This is a genomic window from Micromonospora sp. NPDC050417, assembly GCF_044458865.1.
GTDB lineage: Bacteria > Actinomycetota > Actinomycetes > Mycobacteriales > Micromonosporaceae > Micromonospora_G.
In genome coordinates this window covers 1-20399 of record NZ_JBITIH010000047.1, presented here as the reverse complement: position 1 = coordinate 20399, position 20399 = coordinate 1, and the positions used below count along the sequence as shown (strand labels likewise).

General features: G+C 68.3%; 10 protein-coding genes. 4 read left to right on the top strand and 6 right to left on the bottom strand.

The features are described 5' to 3' along the window. Positions 1–375: 375 nt before the first annotated feature. The 3 genes from ACIBF5_RS32210 (at position 376) to ACIBF5_RS32200 (ending at position 11043) form a co-directional block, all read left to right on the top strand. The gene (locus ACIBF5_RS32210) at positions 376–9594 is read left to right on the top strand and encodes a hypothetical protein (RefSeq protein ID WP_396816666.1); all 9219 of its coding nucleotides are present in this window, start codon (positions 376–378) and stop codon (positions 9592–9594) included. 363 nt (positions 9595–9957) lie between these two features. After that, positions 9958–10692 (top strand): dienelactone hydrolase family protein, encoded by a 735-nt coding sequence (locus ACIBF5_RS32205; RefSeq protein ID WP_396816665.1) that lies wholly within the window; start codon positions 9958–9960, stop codon positions 10690–10692. A gap of 51 nt (positions 10693–10743) precedes the next feature. Then, positions 10744–11043: a putative quinol monooxygenase gene (locus tag ACIBF5_RS32200; RefSeq protein WP_396816664.1), complete on the top strand. Its 300-nt coding sequence runs from the start codon at positions 10744–10746 to the stop codon at positions 11041–11043. Positions 11044–11320: 277 nt separating this feature from the next. Here ACIBF5_RS32200 and ACIBF5_RS32195 read toward each other — a convergent pair whose 3' ends face one another. Both ACIBF5_RS32195 and ACIBF5_RS32190 read right to left on the bottom strand, forming a co-directional pair. Then, entirely contained in the window at positions 11321–12262 is a 942-nt protein-coding gene (locus tag ACIBF5_RS32195; protein ID WP_396816663.1) for an SDR family NAD(P)-dependent oxidoreductase, read from the bottom strand. Further along, entirely contained in the window at positions 12259–12876 is a 618-nt protein-coding gene (locus ACIBF5_RS32190) for an NAD(P)-dependent oxidoreductase (protein ID WP_396816662.1), read from the bottom strand. Before ACIBF5_RS32190 ends, ACIBF5_RS32195 begins: the two co-directional genes overlap by 4 nt. Before the next feature lie 102 nt (positions 12877–12978). Here ACIBF5_RS32190 and ACIBF5_RS32185 point away from each other — a divergent pair, with 102 nt between their 5' ends. Beyond that, on the top strand, positions 12979–13575 hold the full coding sequence (locus ACIBF5_RS32185; protein WP_396816661.1) for a TetR/AcrR family transcriptional regulator: 597 nt from the start codon (positions 12979–12981) through the stop codon (positions 13573–13575). A 58-nt stretch (positions 13576–13633) separates the two neighbouring features. Here ACIBF5_RS32185 and ACIBF5_RS32180 read toward each other — a convergent pair whose 3' ends face one another. The 4 genes from ACIBF5_RS32180 to ACIBF5_RS32165 all read right to left on the bottom strand — a co-directional run bounded on the left by ACIBF5_RS32180 (position 13634) and on the right by ACIBF5_RS32165 (position 20297). After that, on the bottom strand, positions 13634–16570 hold the full coding sequence (locus ACIBF5_RS32180) for a hypothetical protein (RefSeq protein ID WP_396816660.1): 2937 nt from the start codon (positions 16568–16570) through the stop codon (positions 13634–13636). Positions 16571–17065: 495 nt separating this feature from the next. After that, entirely contained in the window at positions 17066–18148 is a 1083-nt protein-coding gene (locus ACIBF5_RS32175) for an aldo/keto reductase (RefSeq protein ID WP_396816659.1), read from the bottom strand. A gap of 334 nt (positions 18149–18482) precedes the next feature. Then, entirely contained in the window at positions 18483–19499 is a 1017-nt protein-coding gene (locus ACIBF5_RS32170) for a LysR family transcriptional regulator (RefSeq protein ID WP_396816658.1), read from the bottom strand. 63 nt (positions 19500–19562) lie between these two features. Next, on the bottom strand, positions 19563–20297 hold the full coding sequence (locus ACIBF5_RS32165; RefSeq protein WP_396816657.1) for an SDR family oxidoreductase: 735 nt from the start codon (positions 20295–20297) through the stop codon (positions 19563–19565). Positions 20298–20399 lie beyond the last annotated feature (102 nt).

Here is a 20399-nt window from a genome sequence, read left to right as displayed (position 1 = left end):
ATTTTGGCGCCGACGGTGGTGTCGAGCATGTTGAACAGTTTCACGATGGATACGGCGGGGGTGGTTGGGGACGCGGTTCGGGGTGATGGGAAGGATGGTCCGAAGTCGGGTGGTGTGTCGGCGGATGTTGATCCGGACACGGTCGCGGATCGGGATCCGGTGCCGCCGTATGTGGCGGTCGATCCAGAGGGACCGCCGCCGTATCGGGAGGTGACGAGCCGCCCGCTGGGGTCTTGGGCGACGTCTTCGGCGGGTCCGATCCCCGATCGGGGCTCGTTCTTCGGTTCCGGGGCCGGCCCAAGCTTCGGCTCCGCCGGTTCTGGTTCGGACTCCGGTCCCGGCTCAACTCCCGGTTTGGGTTTGGGATTGTCGCCGATGGACCAGCCACTCGTACCGACGCAGCTTCAGACTCCGGCGGAGCCGCACGTCACGGCGGACCTGGTCACGTACGGCGACGGGCCGACCCACGGTGGCCCGAGCGTCCAGACCTTCCCCCCGATGCCGGCCCCCGATCCCATGGCACCACCACCATCGGTCGTGCCGCTGGCCGACGAGACCGGAACGCGGCCGGCGGTGCTGCTCGGTGCGCCCGGAACCACCCCGCAGGTGGTACCGAAGGTGGTGCACCTGGTCGTCGCGGAGGACGAACCGATCGGGGCGCAGGCACAGAGCCGGATCGAGGCGTGGCTGGGACACGCCTCGACCAACGGCTGGAACGCGGTCGTCTGGATGAACCCGGACGGCGTCGCGGCGAACAACGACTTTGTCGCCCGTACTCTCGGCGGAGAGCGGGGCGGCAGTCTCGGCCGGTTGGAGGAACTGCTGCCGGCTCCCGCCGACCGGCAGGCCGCACCGGTGGTCTCGGAGATCGCCCGCCTCACCGTCCTGGACCGGTACGGGGGCGTGTTGGTCGCCCCGAACCTGCCGCCGGACGGGGTGAACCTGCCCGAGTTCCCCTTGCTGATGGGCACCGGTCAGGAGAGTGTGCCGTTCCTCGGTCCTGTGCTCCGCGACGAGCGACAGCTCATGGAGACGGCACGGGTGGCCGCAGCCAGCGGGGTGTCCCTGTCCAGCGCCGAGCCGGCCGAGGTACGGCGGAACCCGGCCGACATGCGACTGGTCTACCAGCACGCGTCGCGTACCGGTGTCCACGACGACCTGATCGTCGCGCCGCCAGGGTCGGCGTTCATCCGGGACGTACGCGCGCAACTGCCGCCGCTGAGTGCGCTCGAAACCCTGAACGACGACGATCTCGCGGTCGTGACCGACGCGGTGGCAGGTCGGGAGCACCTGTCGAGGGTGCTGGACCAGTACGTCGAGCGCATGGGCGGCGGGGCGCACGGGTACGACTCCACCGTTGCCGACCTGTTCGAACCGTTGGGCTGGCTGGCAGACGAGACGGGAGCGCCGACTCCGGAGACCAAGGACGTCGCGCCGCTGACCGCCGCGGTCACCGAACTGGACCACCTGTCGCCAGAGCACCTGGACACCTTCGACGCGTTCGCGGCCACGGTGACGTGGGCGGCGGTGCGGCAGGCCGCGACCGGAGCCGACCGGCAGCCCGCCCAGGTGAAGCCGGCCCGGGAGCACCAGCCAGCCGGTCGCCGGCACTCGACGCGGAGCCGACGGCGGGACGAACGGGTGGCCCGGCGTATTCAGGCGGACCTGAAGGTGCTGGTGGATGGGCACCTTACGACGTTGCGGCGCGACGGACTCGCCAGCCCGGACACCCAGGTGTGGATGGCCGACGCCCGGGGGCGGTTGGGGCCACCGCCGGCAAAGCCGACCGACGGCGAGCCCTCGTCGCCGCTCTCCCCGTGGGGATGGGAGGTACTGCGCTCCGCCGCCGCGGAGGTGTACGTCGCCGACCCGACGCCACGGCAGAAGTCGCTGCCCCGGTTGGCCGACTGGCTCGCCACGGTCGATCCGTCGACCGTGGCCGGCACCGTCGACCACGTGGCGGCGGCGCTCTCCGTGTTCGGCGTGCTGCACGGACGGGTGGCGAACGGTCCACTGCCGGACGGCTTCCTGCACCAGCCCGAACCGGCCGCGTTGGCGTCCGCCCTCGGTGGGACGCTCACACCGATGGGCGACGCCCGCATGGTCTTCACCGCGGTGCGGCGTACGCCGGGCGCGATGGCCCTGATCGAGGTGCCCGGCGACCCGGCCCGGGTGTTCTGGCTGCTGGCCGATGACCGGACCAGCACGGTCACCCCCCGGTACGTCGATCCGACCGCGCCCGGATCGCTCGTCCGGGCTGCCCGGGCACCGGGACCGGAGTCCGACGAATGGGGTCGGGCGATGGCGACGTCCGGCGCCCGGGTGCTGGTGCTTGATCCCGCCGGGCAGCCGACCACGTCTGCGGCACTGCTCGCCGCCCCTCCCACGCCGTCGAGGAACCGGTCGGAGCATGGCGGCTCCTGGCTGGACCGGACTCTGGACGCGATGCTCCTCCCGAGCCTCGCGGGTGCCGTACCGGGGGCCCCGCGGAGCCGCTTTCCCGGCCGACCGGCTCGGACGTTCCCCGAGGGTCAGCCGGCCGCTGGACGTCCGATCGTCTCGCCCGAACCTCCGACGATCCCACCCACCCCCAGCGTCCTTATTCCGGCCACTCCGCCAATGGAGATGTCGGAGGAACTGGGCAGTAGTGCGGAGGCGTCGTCGAGCGCGGTACCGATGACCCCTCCCCACCAGAGGCAGGCGGGGGAGAGCCAGGACGGCGAGGAGGCGGCACCGAAGTCGGTCGCCCCGGGCCCGGTGTGGTCGGATGTCCGCGAGGCCGACCCGGCGGAGGCTGACCACGTTCGGAACGTCGTCTCGCGCGTGCCGCAGTTGTTGAACACGCTGGCCACGCCCAGCGACCCGGAAGGCTGGTCCAAGGAACTGGTCGACCGAACTCGGGACCTCATGGGCAGGGCCAACCTGCCGGTCGGCGACGATCATCCACTGATGGGGGCGTTGGCCGAGGAACCGGAGACGTTCCTGCACGCCCGGCGAGCGTTCGACGTGCGGGTGCCGAGCGGCCAATGGTTCCAGCCGGACAGGTTCCGGACCGTCTGGGTCGAGTTGGTTCCGCGCCCAGAGGCGGAGGACCGGGTACGCAAGAACCGCCGGGCCTGGATGGACCGGTACAGCCGGGACCGGATGACCAGCGAGCAGAACCGGGATCCGGGCGACAGTGCGATGTGGCACGCCGCAGTGCCGCTCCAGTTTGCCGGCGTACCGCTGACACTGAACTTTGGTGTGAACGACGCGCGGATGAACCACGGCGCCAGCACCTCGGCCCTGGCCGTCGACTATCAGGTGATGTACGGCGACCCCGACTCGTTTCTGGTGCAATCGGAGCTGGTCCTCGTCGTACGCCTCGACCAGCCGCAGGGCGAGCCCGTCATCGACGAGGCGGTGGGTAGACACTGGTTCCGGATCACCAAACGGTTCGCACTGATGAACCTGGACGATTCCGGTACCACCCCGATCCAGTTGGACGACTCGGCTCGGCGCCTGTTGGCGACAAACCTGTACGCGTTGCAGGTGGTCGACGACGGTGAGGCCGCTACGCACGCGGTGAGCCTGTTGAGCGATGTGCCGGTCGTCGAGCCGGGTAGTGACAGCCGGCAGGAGGTCCGTGACCAGTGGTCGAGCCTTCGGCTCAGGCGGCTGCTCAGCGGCACCCTGGCCCCGCAGGTGGTGGCCAGCCGGGAGTGGATCGGCATGCCGAAGGCCGCCGGTGGGCTGGCCGCGAAGGTTCGGCTGATCTCCATGGAACCGGTCGGCACACCGGACGGAAACAGCCGGCTGCGGCAACAGCCGATCTTCGGCAGTGACTCCGGAACAGGCATGGAGACCGGTTCGGGTGGGCGGTTCCGCGCCATGGTCAGCGCGTTCGTGCCCTTCGTACGCTTCTCCGTCGGACCGGTCCTGACCCGCGGCAGCACGGTCGCTGCCGGGACTTCGTTGGGGAGTAACAGCCGGATCAGCCAGGAAGTGAAGGCGCCGAGCGTCGTCGTCAAGACAAAGTACGAGCTGACGCTCGAACGAGCCACGTTCCGCAACCGGTTGCGTTTCTGGGTCCGCCGTGGGCCGACGCAGCGGAGCGCTTCGGCGACGTTGAGTGTGATCGAGGAGGTTCCGGCGGGTGTCTACCGGGCGGCGACCCAACCAGTGGGCCCAGCGCTGAGGAGCCCCGCGAAGCTCGAAATGATCGAGGAGGAGACGCCCACTTCGCCACCGAAACTCGACGACGGGGAGTCTGCGGCGGAGACACCAAGCGACTCCAAGACGCCAAGCGACTCCAAGACTCCGGCCGTGCGGGAACCCGAGTCGCCGGCGGAGAAGTCCGAGGTGACCGGACCCTTGTCGAAGAAGGCGACACCAGCCCTCCTCGACTCCGCACCGTCCACCACGTCGCCCACCCCGGACCGGTTGCTGGTTGAGCGGGTACGGACCATGACGGTACGCGAGGAGAACCGGCACCTGCCCCGGTACATGTGGAACGACGATCGGCTGCGGGTCGGCCAAACCACGTTGTTGGGTGCGCGGGAGATTTCCGACCAGGTCGCCGAGGAGGTGCAGAAGATCCTCGCGCTGCCGGGGAACGCGGAGTTCCGCGACCTGCTGCCCGACTGGCACCTGCCGAAGACCAAGAAACGGGTGATCCGGCAGGTCCTGCAGGCGCTGGTCAACCAGGAGAGCATGGACCTACAGAGCGGTCCGACCCGGGTCGCAGCCGAGGTGCTCACCCTCACCACCGACCAGGTGGTCGTGCGGCTGGAGATGCCGGACAGCAGCACCCGTCGGAGTCTGGCCGTGGTGATCAAGGCACGCCGGGTCAGACGAGGCATGGAGCCGGAGTATCTGGGCGTACGGGACGAGAACCGGGAACCACTCGCTGAGGGAGGGCCGCCGAAGGCACTCGAAGCAATCATGGAGATGGACGAGGAGACCACCGACACCACAGCGGAAAGTTCCGACGCCCTGGCTCAGCGGGTGAAGCCGGTGGTCCGCTTCCTACCCGCGACCGCACAGCGCCATCGACGGGCGAAGACGAGTTCGTTCCGGGTCAGCGGGGGGATGTCCACCGCCGTCGGCGTGGACCTCGACGTCCGTGCCGCGCGGTTGGTGTCTGTCGGTGCCCGAGGACGGTACACGTGGGCGCGTAGGACGACGACGAACAGCGGCAGCGAAGAGGTGTGGCTGGACTACGGTGACGGGGAGCAGGCGTTCTTCGCCGACGAGCAAACCATCACGGTCGAGGTGTACGCACTGGACGAGGCGACCGGGACGGTTCGGAACCTGTGGCGTCGGGGACGTGGTCACACACCTACCACCCGGCCGATGAGCGGTGCGGGACTGGGCGAGTTCCGGCACTGGTTGGTTTTCGAGGTCTCGAAGGACATGACCCTCGACGACGAGCGGATGGCCAGCGCACCGCAGGTCGAGTTGAAAGTGCCACAGCCTCAGGAGATCCAACGGGTGGTCGGCCTACCTCTACCTCCGGAGGTGTCAACCGCGGATCTGGTCCTCAACTGGGACCACGTCTCGTACGTGCACGGCGCTGAGCAGCTTCGTACCGCGATCGAGCAGGTGATCGTCGACGCGCGGGACCAGATGATCGCCGCCGGGGCGACCGGCCGTGGTACGGCGGTCGGGGTGACGACTCCGGGAAGCAACGCGCACCTGCAACTGCATCGGCAGGTCAACCCGGACCGGTTGGCCGCCATCCTGCCCAGCATGTCTCGGCAGGCCATCCGGTTGTATGACCTCGGCGAGATCATTGGCGACCCGTCGATCCAGGGCACCGTCTACGTCCGGGCGATCGTACGGAAGACCAGACCGGGCCCGCAGGGGGTGGTGGCCCACGGTGGTGAGCACAGCGTCACCGGGTCACAGAGTGTCAGCGGATCCCGTACCAAGGGCGGCTCGGTCGCCGGTTCCGCTGGTCTCGGCTATGGGGGCGATGTCGAGTCGGCCTCGCTCTCCGGGGCGGTCATGCAGCGGCGCACGCTCCGGTACAGCACGACGAAGGCATTCGGGGTCGCCGGTGAGGTCGAGCGGAACGACACCTGGGACCCGGGTTCGGGTGTCGCCGTACCCATCGTCGCGGAGGAGATCGAGTTCGAGGTCTACGGGACCCTGTTCAATCCGAAGTGGCACGCTCGCGATCGGCACTACTCGGCCAGCCAACGGGTCACCGACGTGACGGCGATCGGCATGATGATGGCCGACACCGCCCGCCGTGGCGGCGTCCTCGACCCGCTGATGCCACCCACCCCCAACGAACCGAGATTGAGCCTGCCGAGGCTGCTCAACCCGGCGCCGCAGCAGCCACTCACCCTTCCACCCGAGCCGCTGCCCCTGCCGCCCCGTAACCTCGGCGCTGGCCAGCCCCTCAACCTGCCCGCGCTGGGCACGGAGGTGGTCGAGTGGTTGCGCGAGATCCGGCTACCACAAACCATCGAGTGGGGCGACGGTGTGCGCCTGATCGAGAACGACGCGGTGGGCCTGGAGAACATCGCGGTGGTGATGGACCACACCAGTGCCGAGTACCTCGCCGGTCACTGGGGCACGATCACCGACGGTGGTGTGTCGTTCCTGCTCACCTATCCCGGTGCGGTGGCTCGTGACCACGTACAGGTGATCATGCAGGTGGTCGCCCGGGATGACAACGGGGCAGCGGACGAGCCGCAGGTACGTCGGGTGTTCGCGAGCCCGAAGAACCTCGAGATGGACGTCTTCGGAGGTGCCTCGCGAACCAAGAGAACCGGTTTCGGTCACACCAAGGTCAACATCTACACCTTCGAGCCGGGCGGATCGGGAGGGGACAGCGGTGAACGTTCCGGTGGCGGCGACGTAAGCGCGCTGACCGGGACATCCCGTGGCGTGAGCCGGGCGAAGAGCCTCCTCGACCAGCAGTTGACCATCATTGAACTCGCCGGTGCCTGGGCCGAGATGCGGCAGCGCGCGACGATCGAGCTGCGGGCGTACCACGACGGCGAACCAATCGGTGACCCGCTGCGGATCGACCATGACCTGCAGTTGGACCGGTTCGCCAGCCACCTGCCCACACAGGACGCTCCGCTTCCGGAGCCGCTGCCGGATCCAACCGTGATGCTGCTGCCGCGTGCGCCCAGCCTCGAGCAGGCAGCGCAGTGGCAGTCGGGTGAACAGCCACTGCCGAGTGAGCAGTCCACTCCGATGGAATTACCGCAACAGTTCCAGGTGCTCGATTTCCGGGGAGCGATGCTGGTCCAGGCCGCTGCGGCGTCCGCGTTGCGCGCGGCTGGCGCCCCGAACCGGGTGACCCGCCTCGGCAGCCGTACCGCCCACCAACTGATCACCTCACTCGGGCAGCCACTGCTGTGGGGCTCCACCCACCAGCGGATGGCCGGCGCGGTGGAGATTCCGATCGAGGATCTCCACATCGCCGGATCACGGATGAAGGTATTCGCGTACTCCCGGGTCGTGGACGCCAAGCTGAAGGAGATCTCGCCGCCGGACTACTCCGACACGCGTCGATCCGCCAGGACGGTGACCAGCGTGAGTGGGGGGACAGGCCGGATCGACACGCTGGCGGCCTCCGGGGGCGGCAGCGGCAAGCCGGTCGAGCCCACGCCCGATGACAGCGCCGCCGAGTTGGCGGAAGGCCAGGGCACCAAGGACCCGCTCGAGCAGTGGGGCAGCAACGATCTTCGGGACCCGAGCGCGCAGCAGTGGGGCGGGAGCGGGATGTGGTGGGGCGGGTCTCCGGGCGGGGAGGGGGCCGGCGCCGCCCACGGTGGTTTCAACGAGTCCGCGATGTCACACATCGGTGAACCGAGAGCGTTGGTCGAATGGACCGAGGAGATCCTTCTCGTGGCCGAGGTCCCACACTTCTCGGGCACCAGGAGTGCTGCCGTGAAGATCACCCTGCCGGAGTCCACACCGGTCCTGATGGACCTGCTCGACGCCGCCCGTCACCTCGGCTTCGTCGACAAGCCGGCGGCGATGACCGAGCTCGCCCGGGTCAATTCAGCCGCGCTGGCGCTGCACCGATCGTTCAGCACCTGGCAACAGGCCAGCCGCGAGTTCGAGGTGGCGCGGCTCGATCGGGAACTGGACCGGCGGGCGAGCGGCGGCACCTCCGCTGTCGCCCCCCAGCCCTGGTCGGCGGGCGGCGGTGAGGAGGGAGACGGAGTCAACGACCCGTTGGCGGAGGCATATCTGGAGGCCCAGCAGGACTGGTACGCCAAGAAAAAGGAGCTGGAGACACAGCTCGCGCGGCTGCGCCACGTCGTCGGTGAGGGGGAGACGCCGGCCGAGTTCGTGCCACCGGGCAAGCTGGTCCCGTCCTCCGATTCCGATTCCGACTCTGATTCCGATCCGGACCTTGACGGGGAGGCGCTTCGGCGTCGAACCGTGCCTCCGGACGATGGTGAATCACCTGCTGAGCACCGGTTCCCGGTGGAGGAGGTAGCGGAGTCGGCATTGTTGGAGGATCAGGACGTCACGCCGTCGCCGTTGGTGCCTGCGTTGACGGTGGTGGTGGACGAGGAGGTTTCCGAGGGTCAGTCGCCGCCGTTGCAGTTGCCTCCGGTGGTGGAGGAGGTAGCGGAGTCGGCATTGTTGGAGGATCAGGACGTCACGCCGTCGCCGTTGGTGCCTGCGTCGACGGTGGTGGTGGACGAGGAGGTTTCCGAGGGTCAGTCGCCGCCGTTGCAGCCGCCTGCCGTGGTGGATGAGCAGCCCGCCCGGCCCCCACTGTCCGAGATCCGCCCGCAACGCGGGTTCCCGACGACAAGGCCGGCACTGAAACCGCCGTCCCGGATGGGGCTCGGCCTTCTCCGGATGTCGGCGCCCTCCACGTCCGTCGACATGTCCACGGTGACGATCTCCCCTGGCAGCGTCGTGCCGGCTGCGACGTCCAGCAGCGTGACCAGCAGCGTGACCAGCCAAGAGCCATCCGTCGAGCCGGTTATCCCGGAGACGTCCCCCACAGAGGGCTCGCCCCTGCCCGGGATGCCGTCGAGCGCAGCGTCCAGGTCCTGGCAGCTCGCGTCCCAGTTGACCCCGCTGAGCGGAGACTCCTCGTCTCCTGATCCTGACCGTCTGCAGAACTGGGTATCCCAGGTTGAGCGGGACGCCGTGCTGACCGAGTCGGCGGAGACGGCGCTGCCGGACTGCCTGATGCGGGCCATGGCCGCGTACCGAGCGCTGCACGGGCGTTGGGCGAACCGGATGGTCGACGCCAACTTCTTCGTCGCACCGCAATTAGGGGAGCTGAGGTCGGCGCTCGGGGGCGACCTGGTTCGAGCCCTTGACGTGCAGCCGAACCGGTTGTGGGAGGCGCTTCAGCGTACGCCGAACGCGATGGTGTTGGTCCACCTGCGGGAGGTCAACACGACAGGGCACGTGTTCTGGCTGTTCGCCGACAACCGGAGCGGCACCGTGGTGCCACGAGTGGTCGACACTCAGGTGCCGGGTCTTTTCGACATCGAGGCCGTCCTGGAGGGCGACCTGTTCCGCCAGTTGACGGAGTCGGGGACCCAACTGCTCGTGCTCGACGGTCGGGGTCGGCCGTCCACGGTCGATGCCCTGCTGAACAGCATCGACGGATGACGACGGTACGGTGGGACGCCCTCACCCGCAGGGCGCCCACGCGCTGCTCTGTCACCACACCCCCGACGTGGTTCGACCCGAACGCGTCCGAGTCCGGCTGGCCCGATCTCCACTCACGGGAATCCGACATCGCATCCGGGTGAGGGTGATGCGACCAGATGGACGGGTCGAACGCTACGACCCCACCGCCAGCCCTCGTGGCAGTGGTGACATCGTCCGCGCGTGGCCGAGGCACTGCGGTGAGCGAACCAGTCCGACGCCCGGGTTGCCCCTCCCGAGCACCATTGATCAAGAGCAGGCATCCCAGCGGTCCCGCGCGGCCGGTACACGGCGGGCGCTGCCGCGCCGGTAGTGTCACTGCACGTGAAGTTGCGTGAGGACGAGGTGCTGGTGCCGGCACTCGACTATGAGATTCGCTCGGTGGTAATCAGCCCGGTCGGCGACGGCCCGTGGCCAGGCGTGCTGCTGTACACCGACATTTTCCAGTTGACCGAGTCGACGCTGCGTACGGCACGGCGCCTGGCGTCGGCCGGATACGTCGTCTGCGTACCCGAGATCTACCCGCGCGGTGAGTTGGCCGGTGTCGCGCTGGAGTTCGACGACGCCGGCAAGCAGGCCGGCCTTGCGGCTGCCGCTGACACCACGACCGACCAGTTCGACGCGGACCGTGCCGCGGTGCTGGATTTCATGGAGCAGCGCAGCGACCTCACCACGCTGCTCGCGGTGGGATTCTGCCTCGGTGGCCACCTGGCGTTCCGGGCCGCTTTCGACCCTCGGGTAGCCGCCACGGTCTGCTTCTACCCGACCGGCCTGCAGAACGGTGCCCTGGGAGCCGACGCCGACGCGGGATCGCTCGCCCGAGCCGCGAGCATCCACGGTCGGTTGATGATCGTTTTTGGCTCCCGGGATCCGCATGTGCCCGCCGACGCGCGGGCTCAGATCATCTCCGCCCTCTACGCCGCTGGCAAGGACGACCTCGAACTACACGTCTACGCCGGCGGCGAGCACGCGTTCATGCGCGACGTGGGTGCGCGACACGATCCGGTCCTCACCGACCTCGCGTTGAACGAGGCGATTTCGTTCTTCAGCGGTCGGTGACATCGCCGCCCATCGTGACCGCCGAGCCTGCCAGTCTGTGGAGGAGTTGCCGTGTCATACGGATACATCGGATCGATGAAGACCAAGCCGGGCCACCGCGATGATGTCGTGAACATTCTGCTGACCGCCGTCGAGGGCCTACGCCAGGTGGGATGCGACCTCTACGTCGTGAGCGTCTCGGATACGGACGACGTCACGATCTGGGTGAGCGAGGTGTGGCAGAGCAAGGAGATGCACGACGCCTCGCTGGGGCTGCCCGAGACCAAGGCGGCGATCAGCCAGGCCATGCCGATGCTCACAGGCGAGTTCACCAGCCAGGAAGTGCTCGTGGTCGGAGGTCTCGGCGTGTGAACGGCCCGGCCTTCCAGCCGTGGCGGCGGCCGAGGAGCCCTTCTCGGTATGCGATGACCAGAGGTGTTGGCGGGAGTTGTCCGGCCACGACGCCGTCCGTCGACGAGGGGTCCTCCCGGCACCCTGGCTGACACCCCCGGGACGCGTTCACCGAGGTCCGTCTTCCCAGGTCCGCCGGGAACCCGCGTTCTCTTGGCGAGGGAGAACGCGGGTTCTTGGCGCTTTCCGGGCATCGAACGCGGTCGCGGACGAGGCCGCGTGGTACGACTAGCCGGTCCTACCTCTTCGTGTCGCTGCGGTTTCGCGTGATGTAGGCGGTGGTGGTGTCCCAGATCCGTTCTTGCAGGGTGATGTCGTAGGAGCAGCTTGGGGTGCGCTTCTCGGCTTCGCGGTCGAAGTACCGCCCGGTTACCTCCGTCAGTTCTGGTGCTGTGGCCAGGTGCAGGGCGGCCTGAGCGCCCTGCTCCGGGGAGAGTTGGAGGCGCCGGGTCAGCGGTAGGAGGGGCTTCATGATCGGGGGAGCGATGTCGTCGAGAATGCCCGTGTTGACGAGGCCGGGGTGTACGGAGTTCACGGTGACCCCGGTGCCGCGCAGCAGTTGGGCAAGGAAGTAGCCGCTCATCAGGGTAAGCATCTTCGCCCTGGCGTAGGCGTCGAGCGGTGTCCAGCCCGCCGCCGGGTTGAGGTATCTGAGATCCCCGAGTTGGGCTGGGTCGATCCGGGGTGGCCGTGGCTGGCGGCGGATCTGGACCATGCGGGTGTCGAAAAGGGCCATCGAGGCGACGTTGACCACGCGAGCCGTTGCGGCGGCCTGTAGTTGATCGAGCAGGAGTGTGGTGAGCGTGGCGCCGGCGAGGTAGTCGACGGCGACGTGCATTTCGATGCCGTCACTGTTCAGCAGACGCTTGCGGAAGTGCGCGCCGACGTTGTTGACAAGCAAGTGCAGGACAGGGTGTCGGGCGGTGAATTGGTCGGCTAGTCGGTGCAGGTCGGATTGGGAGGTCAGGTCGGCGGTGAGCACCTCGACCCGGTCGGCGCCGACCCGTGCGGCGACCTGACGCCGCACCTGTACGCCACGGTCGCGGTTCCGAACCGGGATCACCACGGTGCTGCCCAGCCGAGCGAGTTCGGTCGTGATCACCTGGCCCATACCGCCGGTGGCGCCGGTGACGAGGCTCACCTTGCCGGTCAGATCTACTTCTGCGGCGGGGGCGGTCATACGGCGATCCTCGGTGCCTGGTGCGTGTAGTTCGGGGTGGTGGCCTCGCGGAGCAGGAAGTCGGCCAGGTCGGCGCGGGAGATCGTGGAGGTGAGCCGAATCTTCAGGTCCGTGCCCACGTGGTAGTGGCCGGTGCGCGGTTTCCTGGTCAGTGCCGGCGGTCGCACGATCGTCCAGTCGACGTCCGAGGCGCGGATCAGTTTTTCCATTTCGTCCTTGTCCCGCATCTTGTGGCCCAGCATCGCCCACAAGGAGCGCGTGTAGAACGAGCCGTCGTTGCTCTCGGCGGCGCCGTGTGCGCTCACCACGATCAGTCGACGCACGCCGGTCCGTGTCATCGCGACGAGGATCGATCGGACGCCGTCGGTGCATACGCTCACCGGCCCCCTGGCGTTGGTGCCCAGTGCGCTGATCACCGCGTCGCGACCGTCGACCACGCCGTGCACCTGTTCGACGTTGTTCAGGTCGGGCAGGACGGCGATCTGTAGGCGCGGGGCGGCCGGCAGTGCGTCCGGTCGGCGTACCACCGCGGTGACGTGGTGACCTGCGGCGAGGCCCTGTGTGACGGTTTCCCGTCCGGTGCCACCGGTGGCGCCGAAGACAACGATTTTCACGACTGTTCTCCACCCTCGCTCTTTGAAACAGTTTGTCTCAGAGGGAGAGGGTGGCATCAACTCGCTTCTGAGTCAAGTTGTCTCACAGACTAGAATGCTGTGATGAGCAACTCGACCGATCCCCGCGTCGCGCGTAGCCGAGACGCGATCCTGGTCGCTGCCCGCTCACTGCTGATCGAGGATGGTCCCGCCGCGGTTACCCATCAACGTGTCGCCCAGCAGGCCGGCGTCGGCCGCGCCACGGTGTACCGGCACTGGCCGCAAGCCGAACTGCTGGTACACGACGTCATGGCCAGCATCGACCTGCCCTACTTTCACGAGCCGCAGACCCCGGTCCGCCCCTGGCTGTACGCGCAACTTCGCAAGCTCGCCGACGAGATGGTCACACCCGAGGTCGCTGCTTTCACACTCACCCTGGTCCAGGGTGCGGTATGGAACCCGCACGTCGCGGTACGGCGTGACCACTGCCTCAACACCCTCAACAACAGGCTCGCGGCGGCGTTGGCGCTGGCCGTCGAGAGCGGGGAGTTCGAGATCTCGGCCGACCCAGCCGACCTCTCGGCGGTGCTGGTCGGGCCACTCATCTACCGCGCCGCACTGCAAGCCGAAGCCGTCTCCTCCCGGATGATCGACCAACTCCTCGACGGTTTGGGAAAGTGGCACGAGGTTCCCGCCCGGAAAGACGTTCTCGGCCCCTGACCTGAGCGCATTGGCGTTGGTTCATCGGCCGGCTGGGGTGACCTGGCGTCGGGTGCGGTCAGGGGTGACCCTCGAACTGTTCCGGTACGACGAGACGCTGCTCTCCGAGGACGCCCACGTGAAGCCGCATGTCGCCATCGCCGATCTGGGTGAGCACCCGCCCCACCCGCACACCGCCCGCCCAACGGGGTGGTGCGGAGTAGGTGACGACATCCTCCAGTCGCCCATCGACGAGGCGTACCGTGGTCGCCCTCCCGTCGGCGAGGACTGCCAGGACCTCGCCCTCCTCGGCGTCGTACGGGACCAGGATCTCGGTGGTGTCGAGTTCCTTCCTGACGTCCACGGTCCGAGGATGGTGCTCGTCGGAGATGTCGTAGACGGTGAGGCCGGATCTGCCGCCGACGAACAGGCGGCCTGCCACCAGTTGGAGGCAGGCGCCACCGGGGGCGGGGACTTGGTCGATCAGGTCGAGGTGGGGGCCGGAGCGTAGTTCCAGCCTCTCCGCCGTCAGCAGATAGAGGACATTCTCGCCGGCGATCGCACCCTGGATCGATTCCCACCTGTGTCCCTGTTGGATGACCACGACGTCGAGGCCGCCATCGACGGCGGTGAGCCCGTCCGCGCCCCACATCAGCAGCGTGCGCTGCCACACGCAGGTGGCCCACAGTCCGGGCTTCGTCCACATCCCGATGCGGCTGGGTTGGTGCGGATTGGTGAGATCGAAGGCGGTGACACCGTCGTCCAGGGCTGCCACGATTCCCGTCGCCGACCAGGGCGCAGAAGGGATCAGCCGGTGACAGGGGCTGGGGACCGGCAGCGAGCAGGCCGCCCAGAGCGCCTGTTGCTGGATGACGATCCCCCCACCGTCACTGCTCGCACCGTCGACCGCCGTGCCGTCGAGGTCCATGCCGTCACCGTTGCCGTTCCGGCCGCTCGGATCCGCGTCGAGGATCCCGCTCGTCGCCCGTACGGGCGTGTGGTGGCGCAGTGTGAGGTCTCGGTGGCTCAGTCGCCTCAGGCCCGGGCCCGCGACCAGGGCGGACAACCGCAGCGGTACGCCAGGGTGCGTCACGGTGTGCAGCACGGTCTCGCCCGAGGGAACCTTCAGGCTGACGGCGTGCCCGGGCTTGAGCCCTTGCAGCAGCAGTTCGTAGCGCTGCCCGAGCATCAGGTCGCCTGGTGGGTCGATCAGTGGATCGACGATCCATCCCAGGTCGAACCTCCCGTGCAGGGCGTCGCCGAACCACTCGGGAACCGGACGGCAGGCCCTGAGTTGCACCTGTACGCCGCTCACTACGACCGCGGCGGCCTCCGGGGTGAACGGAGGCGGAGGTGGCACCTCGACCAGCCGGATTCCGGCCGTTGTCCGCACGACGATTCGCAGCGGGTACGGCTCTGCGGAGTAGGTCGGCGCCGTCGTCCTGACGGTCAGCTTTGTCGGCAACAGATCGCGTTGCACGACCAGCCCCGGCGCTCCCGTCGGGTAGACGCCGTCGGGGTCCTGTACGACCTCGACGCCGCACACGTACACGGGCGTGGTGCCCTCGTTGTCGAGCGCCACCTCGGCGTACAACAGGGCGGCTCTCTGCGGGTCCTTCTGAACATCCTGCAGCAGGTGGTTGCTTGCCTGGCTGCACGACACCTTCGGCGGGACCCAGGCGAACTCGCTCGCTTCGACAGCCAGCCGCGCCGGTGTGAGCGGCCTTCCGGGGAGTGCTCCGGTGATCGTCATCCCTGCGGGCAGACCGCGACAGCCGGTGATGCGCATCGCCATGCCCGGGATGGACGGGGCTGGTATCGACTGGGTGCAGCGGTGGCGGGTCGGCGTGACCCGGACGCAGGGGAAACTGTCGCCGAGGTCCGGTTCCACGCCGGCGACGACGTCCCCGATCGTCTCGCTCAGGCTGGTGCCGGTCGCGAGTTCGAACACGAAGTCCAGGCCGGGCACGAGAGTCTGGCCCAGCCCGAGGAGCGCGGTGGCGAGCTGGTGGAACTCGTTCAGCTCGATGTCCACGACAAAGCGGTCGGGCAGTTCGATCGCGAACGAGAACCGTGCGCGCGGCGACACCTCGACATCGGGGACGAGGGGCACCCGCAGGACACCGTCCAGCGTGGTGTCGACGCGTGGGATCTCGCCGTCAGCCCAGTACCTGCTGCTGACGCCGCGCAGCGTGAAAAGGTCGTCTTCGGTTTTCTGGAAGGTCTTCTCGATTTCGGTGGTCAACTTGTGTTCGAGCATCCCGCCGTCCACGAACATGACCCAGTCCGCGTCCAGGACATGGTCGGCGATGTTGCCGTGGTAGAACACCGTCCACCGTTGCTCGTTGTCGTCCGCCCGGCCCAGCGGCTCCACCCGGAAGGCGATCCGGCTCAGGGTCGTGTCGACACTGACACCCGCGTTGGCGATCTCCGGAAACCCCTCCGGGAGCAGGTCTTTGATCACGAAGTTGAAGTCAATGGACTTGTGGACCAGCATCGACCGGAGGAAATCGTCGATTGTTCTCTGGAGGTCGTCCAGCGGGACCCACGCCGGCAGGAGCGGAGGACCGGAAGGCCACTCGGTGTGGCTGTGGTAGGTGTTCAGCACGCAGTTGCCGAACGCGGCGGGGTGGTAGTAGAGATCCCGTACGAGGGTGAGTGTGATCGGCGGGATGAGTGGTGGAGGTTCGGCGTTCGGGCTCGACATGATTACCCCGGTCTCGCTGAGCTCCAGGGTCACCTGTTGGGCGATCTGGGTCCTGAACCCGTCCGCCGGGAGGGTGGTCAACGTCAGGTGCGGGAACTCCGGGTTCTTTCTGCTGTCCCGGTAGTTCACCGCGAATGTCTCCCGCTCGTGGTGCCGGATCTCGTTCGGGCCGAACTCGATCCGTTGTAGCTGGATGGAGAACCGGCCCAACGGGACCGGCGGCGGCAGGCAGATCCTTGTCGCCTGGAGTGCCCGTAGCTGTGCCGCGAGGAAGGACTCGACGGTCATTTGCACTTCGAATTCCGCCACCGGGGCCTCCAGTCGACACGGGGACGAGAGTTGCGGATCGCGATCGGGGCCGGGGGGCGTCGAGGGTGCGACGAGCGGATCGCTGCTCGGCCGTGGGGTTGGCGGCCTGTGAAGATGGTGCTCCGACCACGACCGGCTGTCATCAGGGTCGGCACTGAGGGTGCTGACCTGCCCGGTTGACGATACGTGAACAGCGCCGTTACTGGTAAGTAGCGGCTACGCATCGAAGGTGTTGACGATCCGGTTCGGAAACGTACACCCCGGGTGTCATTAGTTCGGGGTCCGGACAAGGGATGGCGTGACGGCGCACGGGCCGCGTGGCACGGCATCGGGGTACGTTTCGGTGGGCTCACCGCCCTCGACGACGTTTCCCTCCAGGTGCCCCGGAACGCGGATGAGTCGGTCACCGGCGGTGTGCAGGGCCACTTCGGTCCGACGGACGAGGCGGACGAGGCTGACGGGCCGGCGCGGGAGCACAGCGTGGCGCCCGAGAACTCAGTACCGGACGGCGCTCTGCAGCAGCGGCGGGTACACCGTGGACGTCTCACCATCGACGGTGGCGCCAGCGAACTGCAGCATCGCCCGCTGCGCGCCGTGCATCGGTGCGGGGTAGTTCAACGTCGGGGCCGACACCTCGCCCAGCAGGTGGAGATGTTCGGGGGTGAGCGTCACCTCCAGCGCGGCCAGGTTGTTCTGGAGGTGTTGGACCCGCCGGGCGCCGACGATCGGCACGACAGTGCCCTGCCGGGCGCGCAACCAGGCCAGCGACACCGCCGCGGGACTGGTCCCGAGTTCGTCGGCAACCCCGGCCACGGCGTCGATGACCCTGTACTCGTCATCGCTGGGGCCGCCGACGTATGCGGTGCGGGCGGAGTCGGTGACCTGGGTGTCCCGCCGGTACTTGCCGGACAGGAAGCCGTTCTTGAGCGGGCTCCACGGGACCAGCGCCATGCCCTGATCCAGCGCGAGCGGCGCGAGTTCGCCCTCGACGGTACGGGCCAGCAGCGAGTATTCGACCTGCAGCGCGATCAGCGGGGTCCAACCCCGCAGCAGCGCCATCGTCTGCGCCTGGGCGGTGACCCAGGCCGGTGTGTTGGAGAAGCCGAGATAGCGGATCCTGCCAGCCCGGACGAGGTCGTCGAGCGTACGTAGGGTCTCCTCGATCGGGGTGTGCCGGTCCCAGTTGTGCAGCCAGTACAGGTCGAGGTAGTCGGTCTGCAGGCGGCGCAGGGTGGCGTCGAGCTGGGCGGTGATCGACGTACGGCCCGCGCCGCCGCCGTTGGGGTCGCCGGGGAAGAGATTGCCGAAGAACTTCGACGCCAGCACGACATGTTCGCGCCGCCCGGGCCGTGCCGCGAAGAAGTCTCCGAGGATCTTCTCGGAGTGGCCGTTGGTGTAGAAGTTCGCGGTGTCGACGAAGTTTCCGCCGAGGTCGAGGTAGGTGGCCAGGATGTTCTCGGACTCCTCGACGCTGCATCCGGCGCCCCCGGGATCTTCCCCGAAGGTCATCGCGCCGAGTGCGAACGGGCTGACCCGCAGCCCCGACCGGCCGAGGGTGACGTAGTGATCGAGCGGCATGCGCGTGCTCCTGTGCGTGAACGGAAATGTCTTGGAAATTGGCCACTGCCATCGAAGCGCGAGCCACGTGGTCCGTGGTAGACCAATGCGCGCCAGGTCTTGCACGATCCTCTCGACTTTTGCCCTGATCGGGCTTGTCGGGTGGCGACGGCCTGGCGGTGGATGGTCGGAGAATCCCGCACGACGGTGCCCTGGTCGCGGCGAGCATGTGGCCCGCCTGGTCGATGCTGCGCGACGGTCTCGGCGTCGACCGGGCCCGTACGGTGATGACCCGCACGGTGCGGGCACCGCTGACGGAGGCGGTACGCGACCGACGCCACACTGATGGCGGTGTTCAGCGCGAGCGGTCGAGGTGGGCGTCCACCATCTCCATCAGCGCGGCGGTCGCGGAACTGATCCGGCGGTGTTCCGCGGTCGCGAGGTGCAGCGACCACTCCAGGGACTGGTCGGTCACCGGCAACGCCTTGCACTGCGGCGCGAGCGGCGCCACGTGTGTCGGCAGGATCGTCACCCCGAGACCGTGCGTGGCGAACTCGGCGGCGACCCCGACGTCGGTCACCTCCATGCTGATCACCCGCTCCAGCCCGGCCGCCCGGAACGCCTGGTCGTTGACGGTGCGGTTGGCGTAGCCGAGCGGGTAGTCGATGAACGGCTCGTTGGCGACCTCGGCCAGGGTGACCGAGTCCTGTTTCGCCAGCCGGTGGTCGGCGGGGACCACCAGCACCTGGGAGATGCGGACCAGCTCCCGCGTACGCAGCTGTGGGAACGGTCGCCCGCCGATGCCGAGGAACGCCACGTCGATCTCCCCGTCGACCAGGGATCGGGCCAGACCGGCGGAGCCGTCCCAGGTCGCCGCCCGCAGCCGGAGCCTTACCTGGGGGTGTACGCGGTGGAACCCGCCGAGCAGGCCGGCGAAGTCGATCCCGCCGACCGCGGTCAGACAGCCGACGACGACCGTACCGTGTAGTTCCCGGCCGACCTCCTGGACCGCGTCCCGGGCCGACTGGGCCGCATCGAGTGTCGCCCGCGCCCGGGGCAGGAGCGCCTCGCCGGCGTCGGTCAGCGAGACCCGCTGGGCACTGCGCTCGAAGAGGACCGCACCAAGTTCGCGTTCCAGCGCGGAGATCGCCGACGAAACCGCGGACTGGACCACGTGCAGGCGACCGGCGGCGCGGGTGAAACTGCGCTCCGTCGCGACCGCGACGAAGTATTCGAGATGCCTGAGTTCCACTCCGCCAAGCATCACATACTCGCCGCCGCGACCGGACCGTACCCGGGGCGGACGGCGGTCGCCGTGCCTCTGCGGGCGCGGCGGCTCGGTCGGCTCGGGTGAGCCCGGCTCGGGCCGCATGGGGGACTCCTCTGGCTCGTTCCGGACGCGGTGGAGGTGGGTGGGCGGGGTGGGACGGGCGGATCAGATGGCGCCACCGTTGGCGTAGATCACCTGGCCGTTGATCCATCGGGCCGGACCCGCGAGGAAGGCGACCACGTCGGCGATCTCCTGTGGGGTGCCGATCCGCTCCAGCGGTGGCTCGGCGGCCATCCGCTTCAGGGTCTGCTCGTCCTTGCCCTGGTAGAAGAGGTCGGTGGCGATCGGACCCGGCGCGACCACGTTGACCGTGACGTCCCGGCCGCGCAACTCGCGGGCGAGGATCAGGGTGATCGCCTCCACACCACCCTTGCTCGCCGCGTAGGCGCTGTAGCCGGGCCGGGCGAAGCGGCTGATCGAGCTGGAGAAGTTGATGATCGCCCCGCCGGCGCGTACCCGCCGGGCGGCCTGCTGGCTGACCACGAAGGTGCCCCGCAGGTTGGTACGGAGGACCCGGTCCAGCACCTCCAGGTCGAGGTCGACCAGCGGGCTGACGGGCATGATGCCGGCCGCGTTCACCACCACGTCGACGTCACCGAATTCGCGCTCGGCGGCGTCGAAGAGCGCGGCGACCGAGTTCTCGTCGGCGACGTCGGCCTGGACGGCGATCGCGTTGCCGCCGTTGGCGGTGATCGTCGCGATGGTCGCATCCGCGGCGTCCTTGTTGCTGGCGTAGTTCACGACGACCGCGTAACCCTCGGCGGCAAGCCGCTGTGAGGTCTCGCGGCCGATGCCACGGGAGCCTCCGGCGATGATCGCTACGCGCTGCGAGGTGCTCATGATGGTGCTCCTGTGCGTCCAGTAGGGATAGGTGGTTGATCAGATGTTTGGTTGATGGCTTGTTTCGCAAGCTCGTCGTCGCTTGCCGGTGGAAGTCCGGTC

Bases quoted from the DNA above. Each gene is read 5' to 3' on its own strand.
- ACIBF5_RS32195 (WP_396816663.1), bottom strand. From the start codon at position 12,262: ATGACCGCCCCCGCCGCAGAAGTAGATCTGACCGGCAAGGTGAGCCTC.
- ACIBF5_RS32210 (WP_396816666.1), top strand. From the start codon at position 376: ATGGACCAGCCACTCGTACCGACGCAGCTTCAGACTCCGGCGGAGCCG.
- ACIBF5_RS32185 (WP_396816661.1), top strand. From the start codon at position 12,979: ATGAGCAACTCGACCGATCCCCGCGTCGCGCGTAGCCGAGACGCGATC.
- ACIBF5_RS32170 (WP_396816658.1), bottom strand. From the start codon at position 19,499: ATGCGGCCCGAGCCGGGCTCACCCGAGCCGACCGAGCCGCCGCGCCCG.
- ACIBF5_RS32175 (WP_396816659.1), bottom strand. From the start codon at position 18,148: ATGCCGCTCGATCACTACGTCACCCTCGGCCGGTCGGGGCTGCGGGTC.
- ACIBF5_RS32165 (WP_396816657.1), bottom strand. From the start codon at position 20,297: ATGAGCACCTCGCAGCGCGTAGCGATCATCGCCGGAGGCTCCCGTGGC.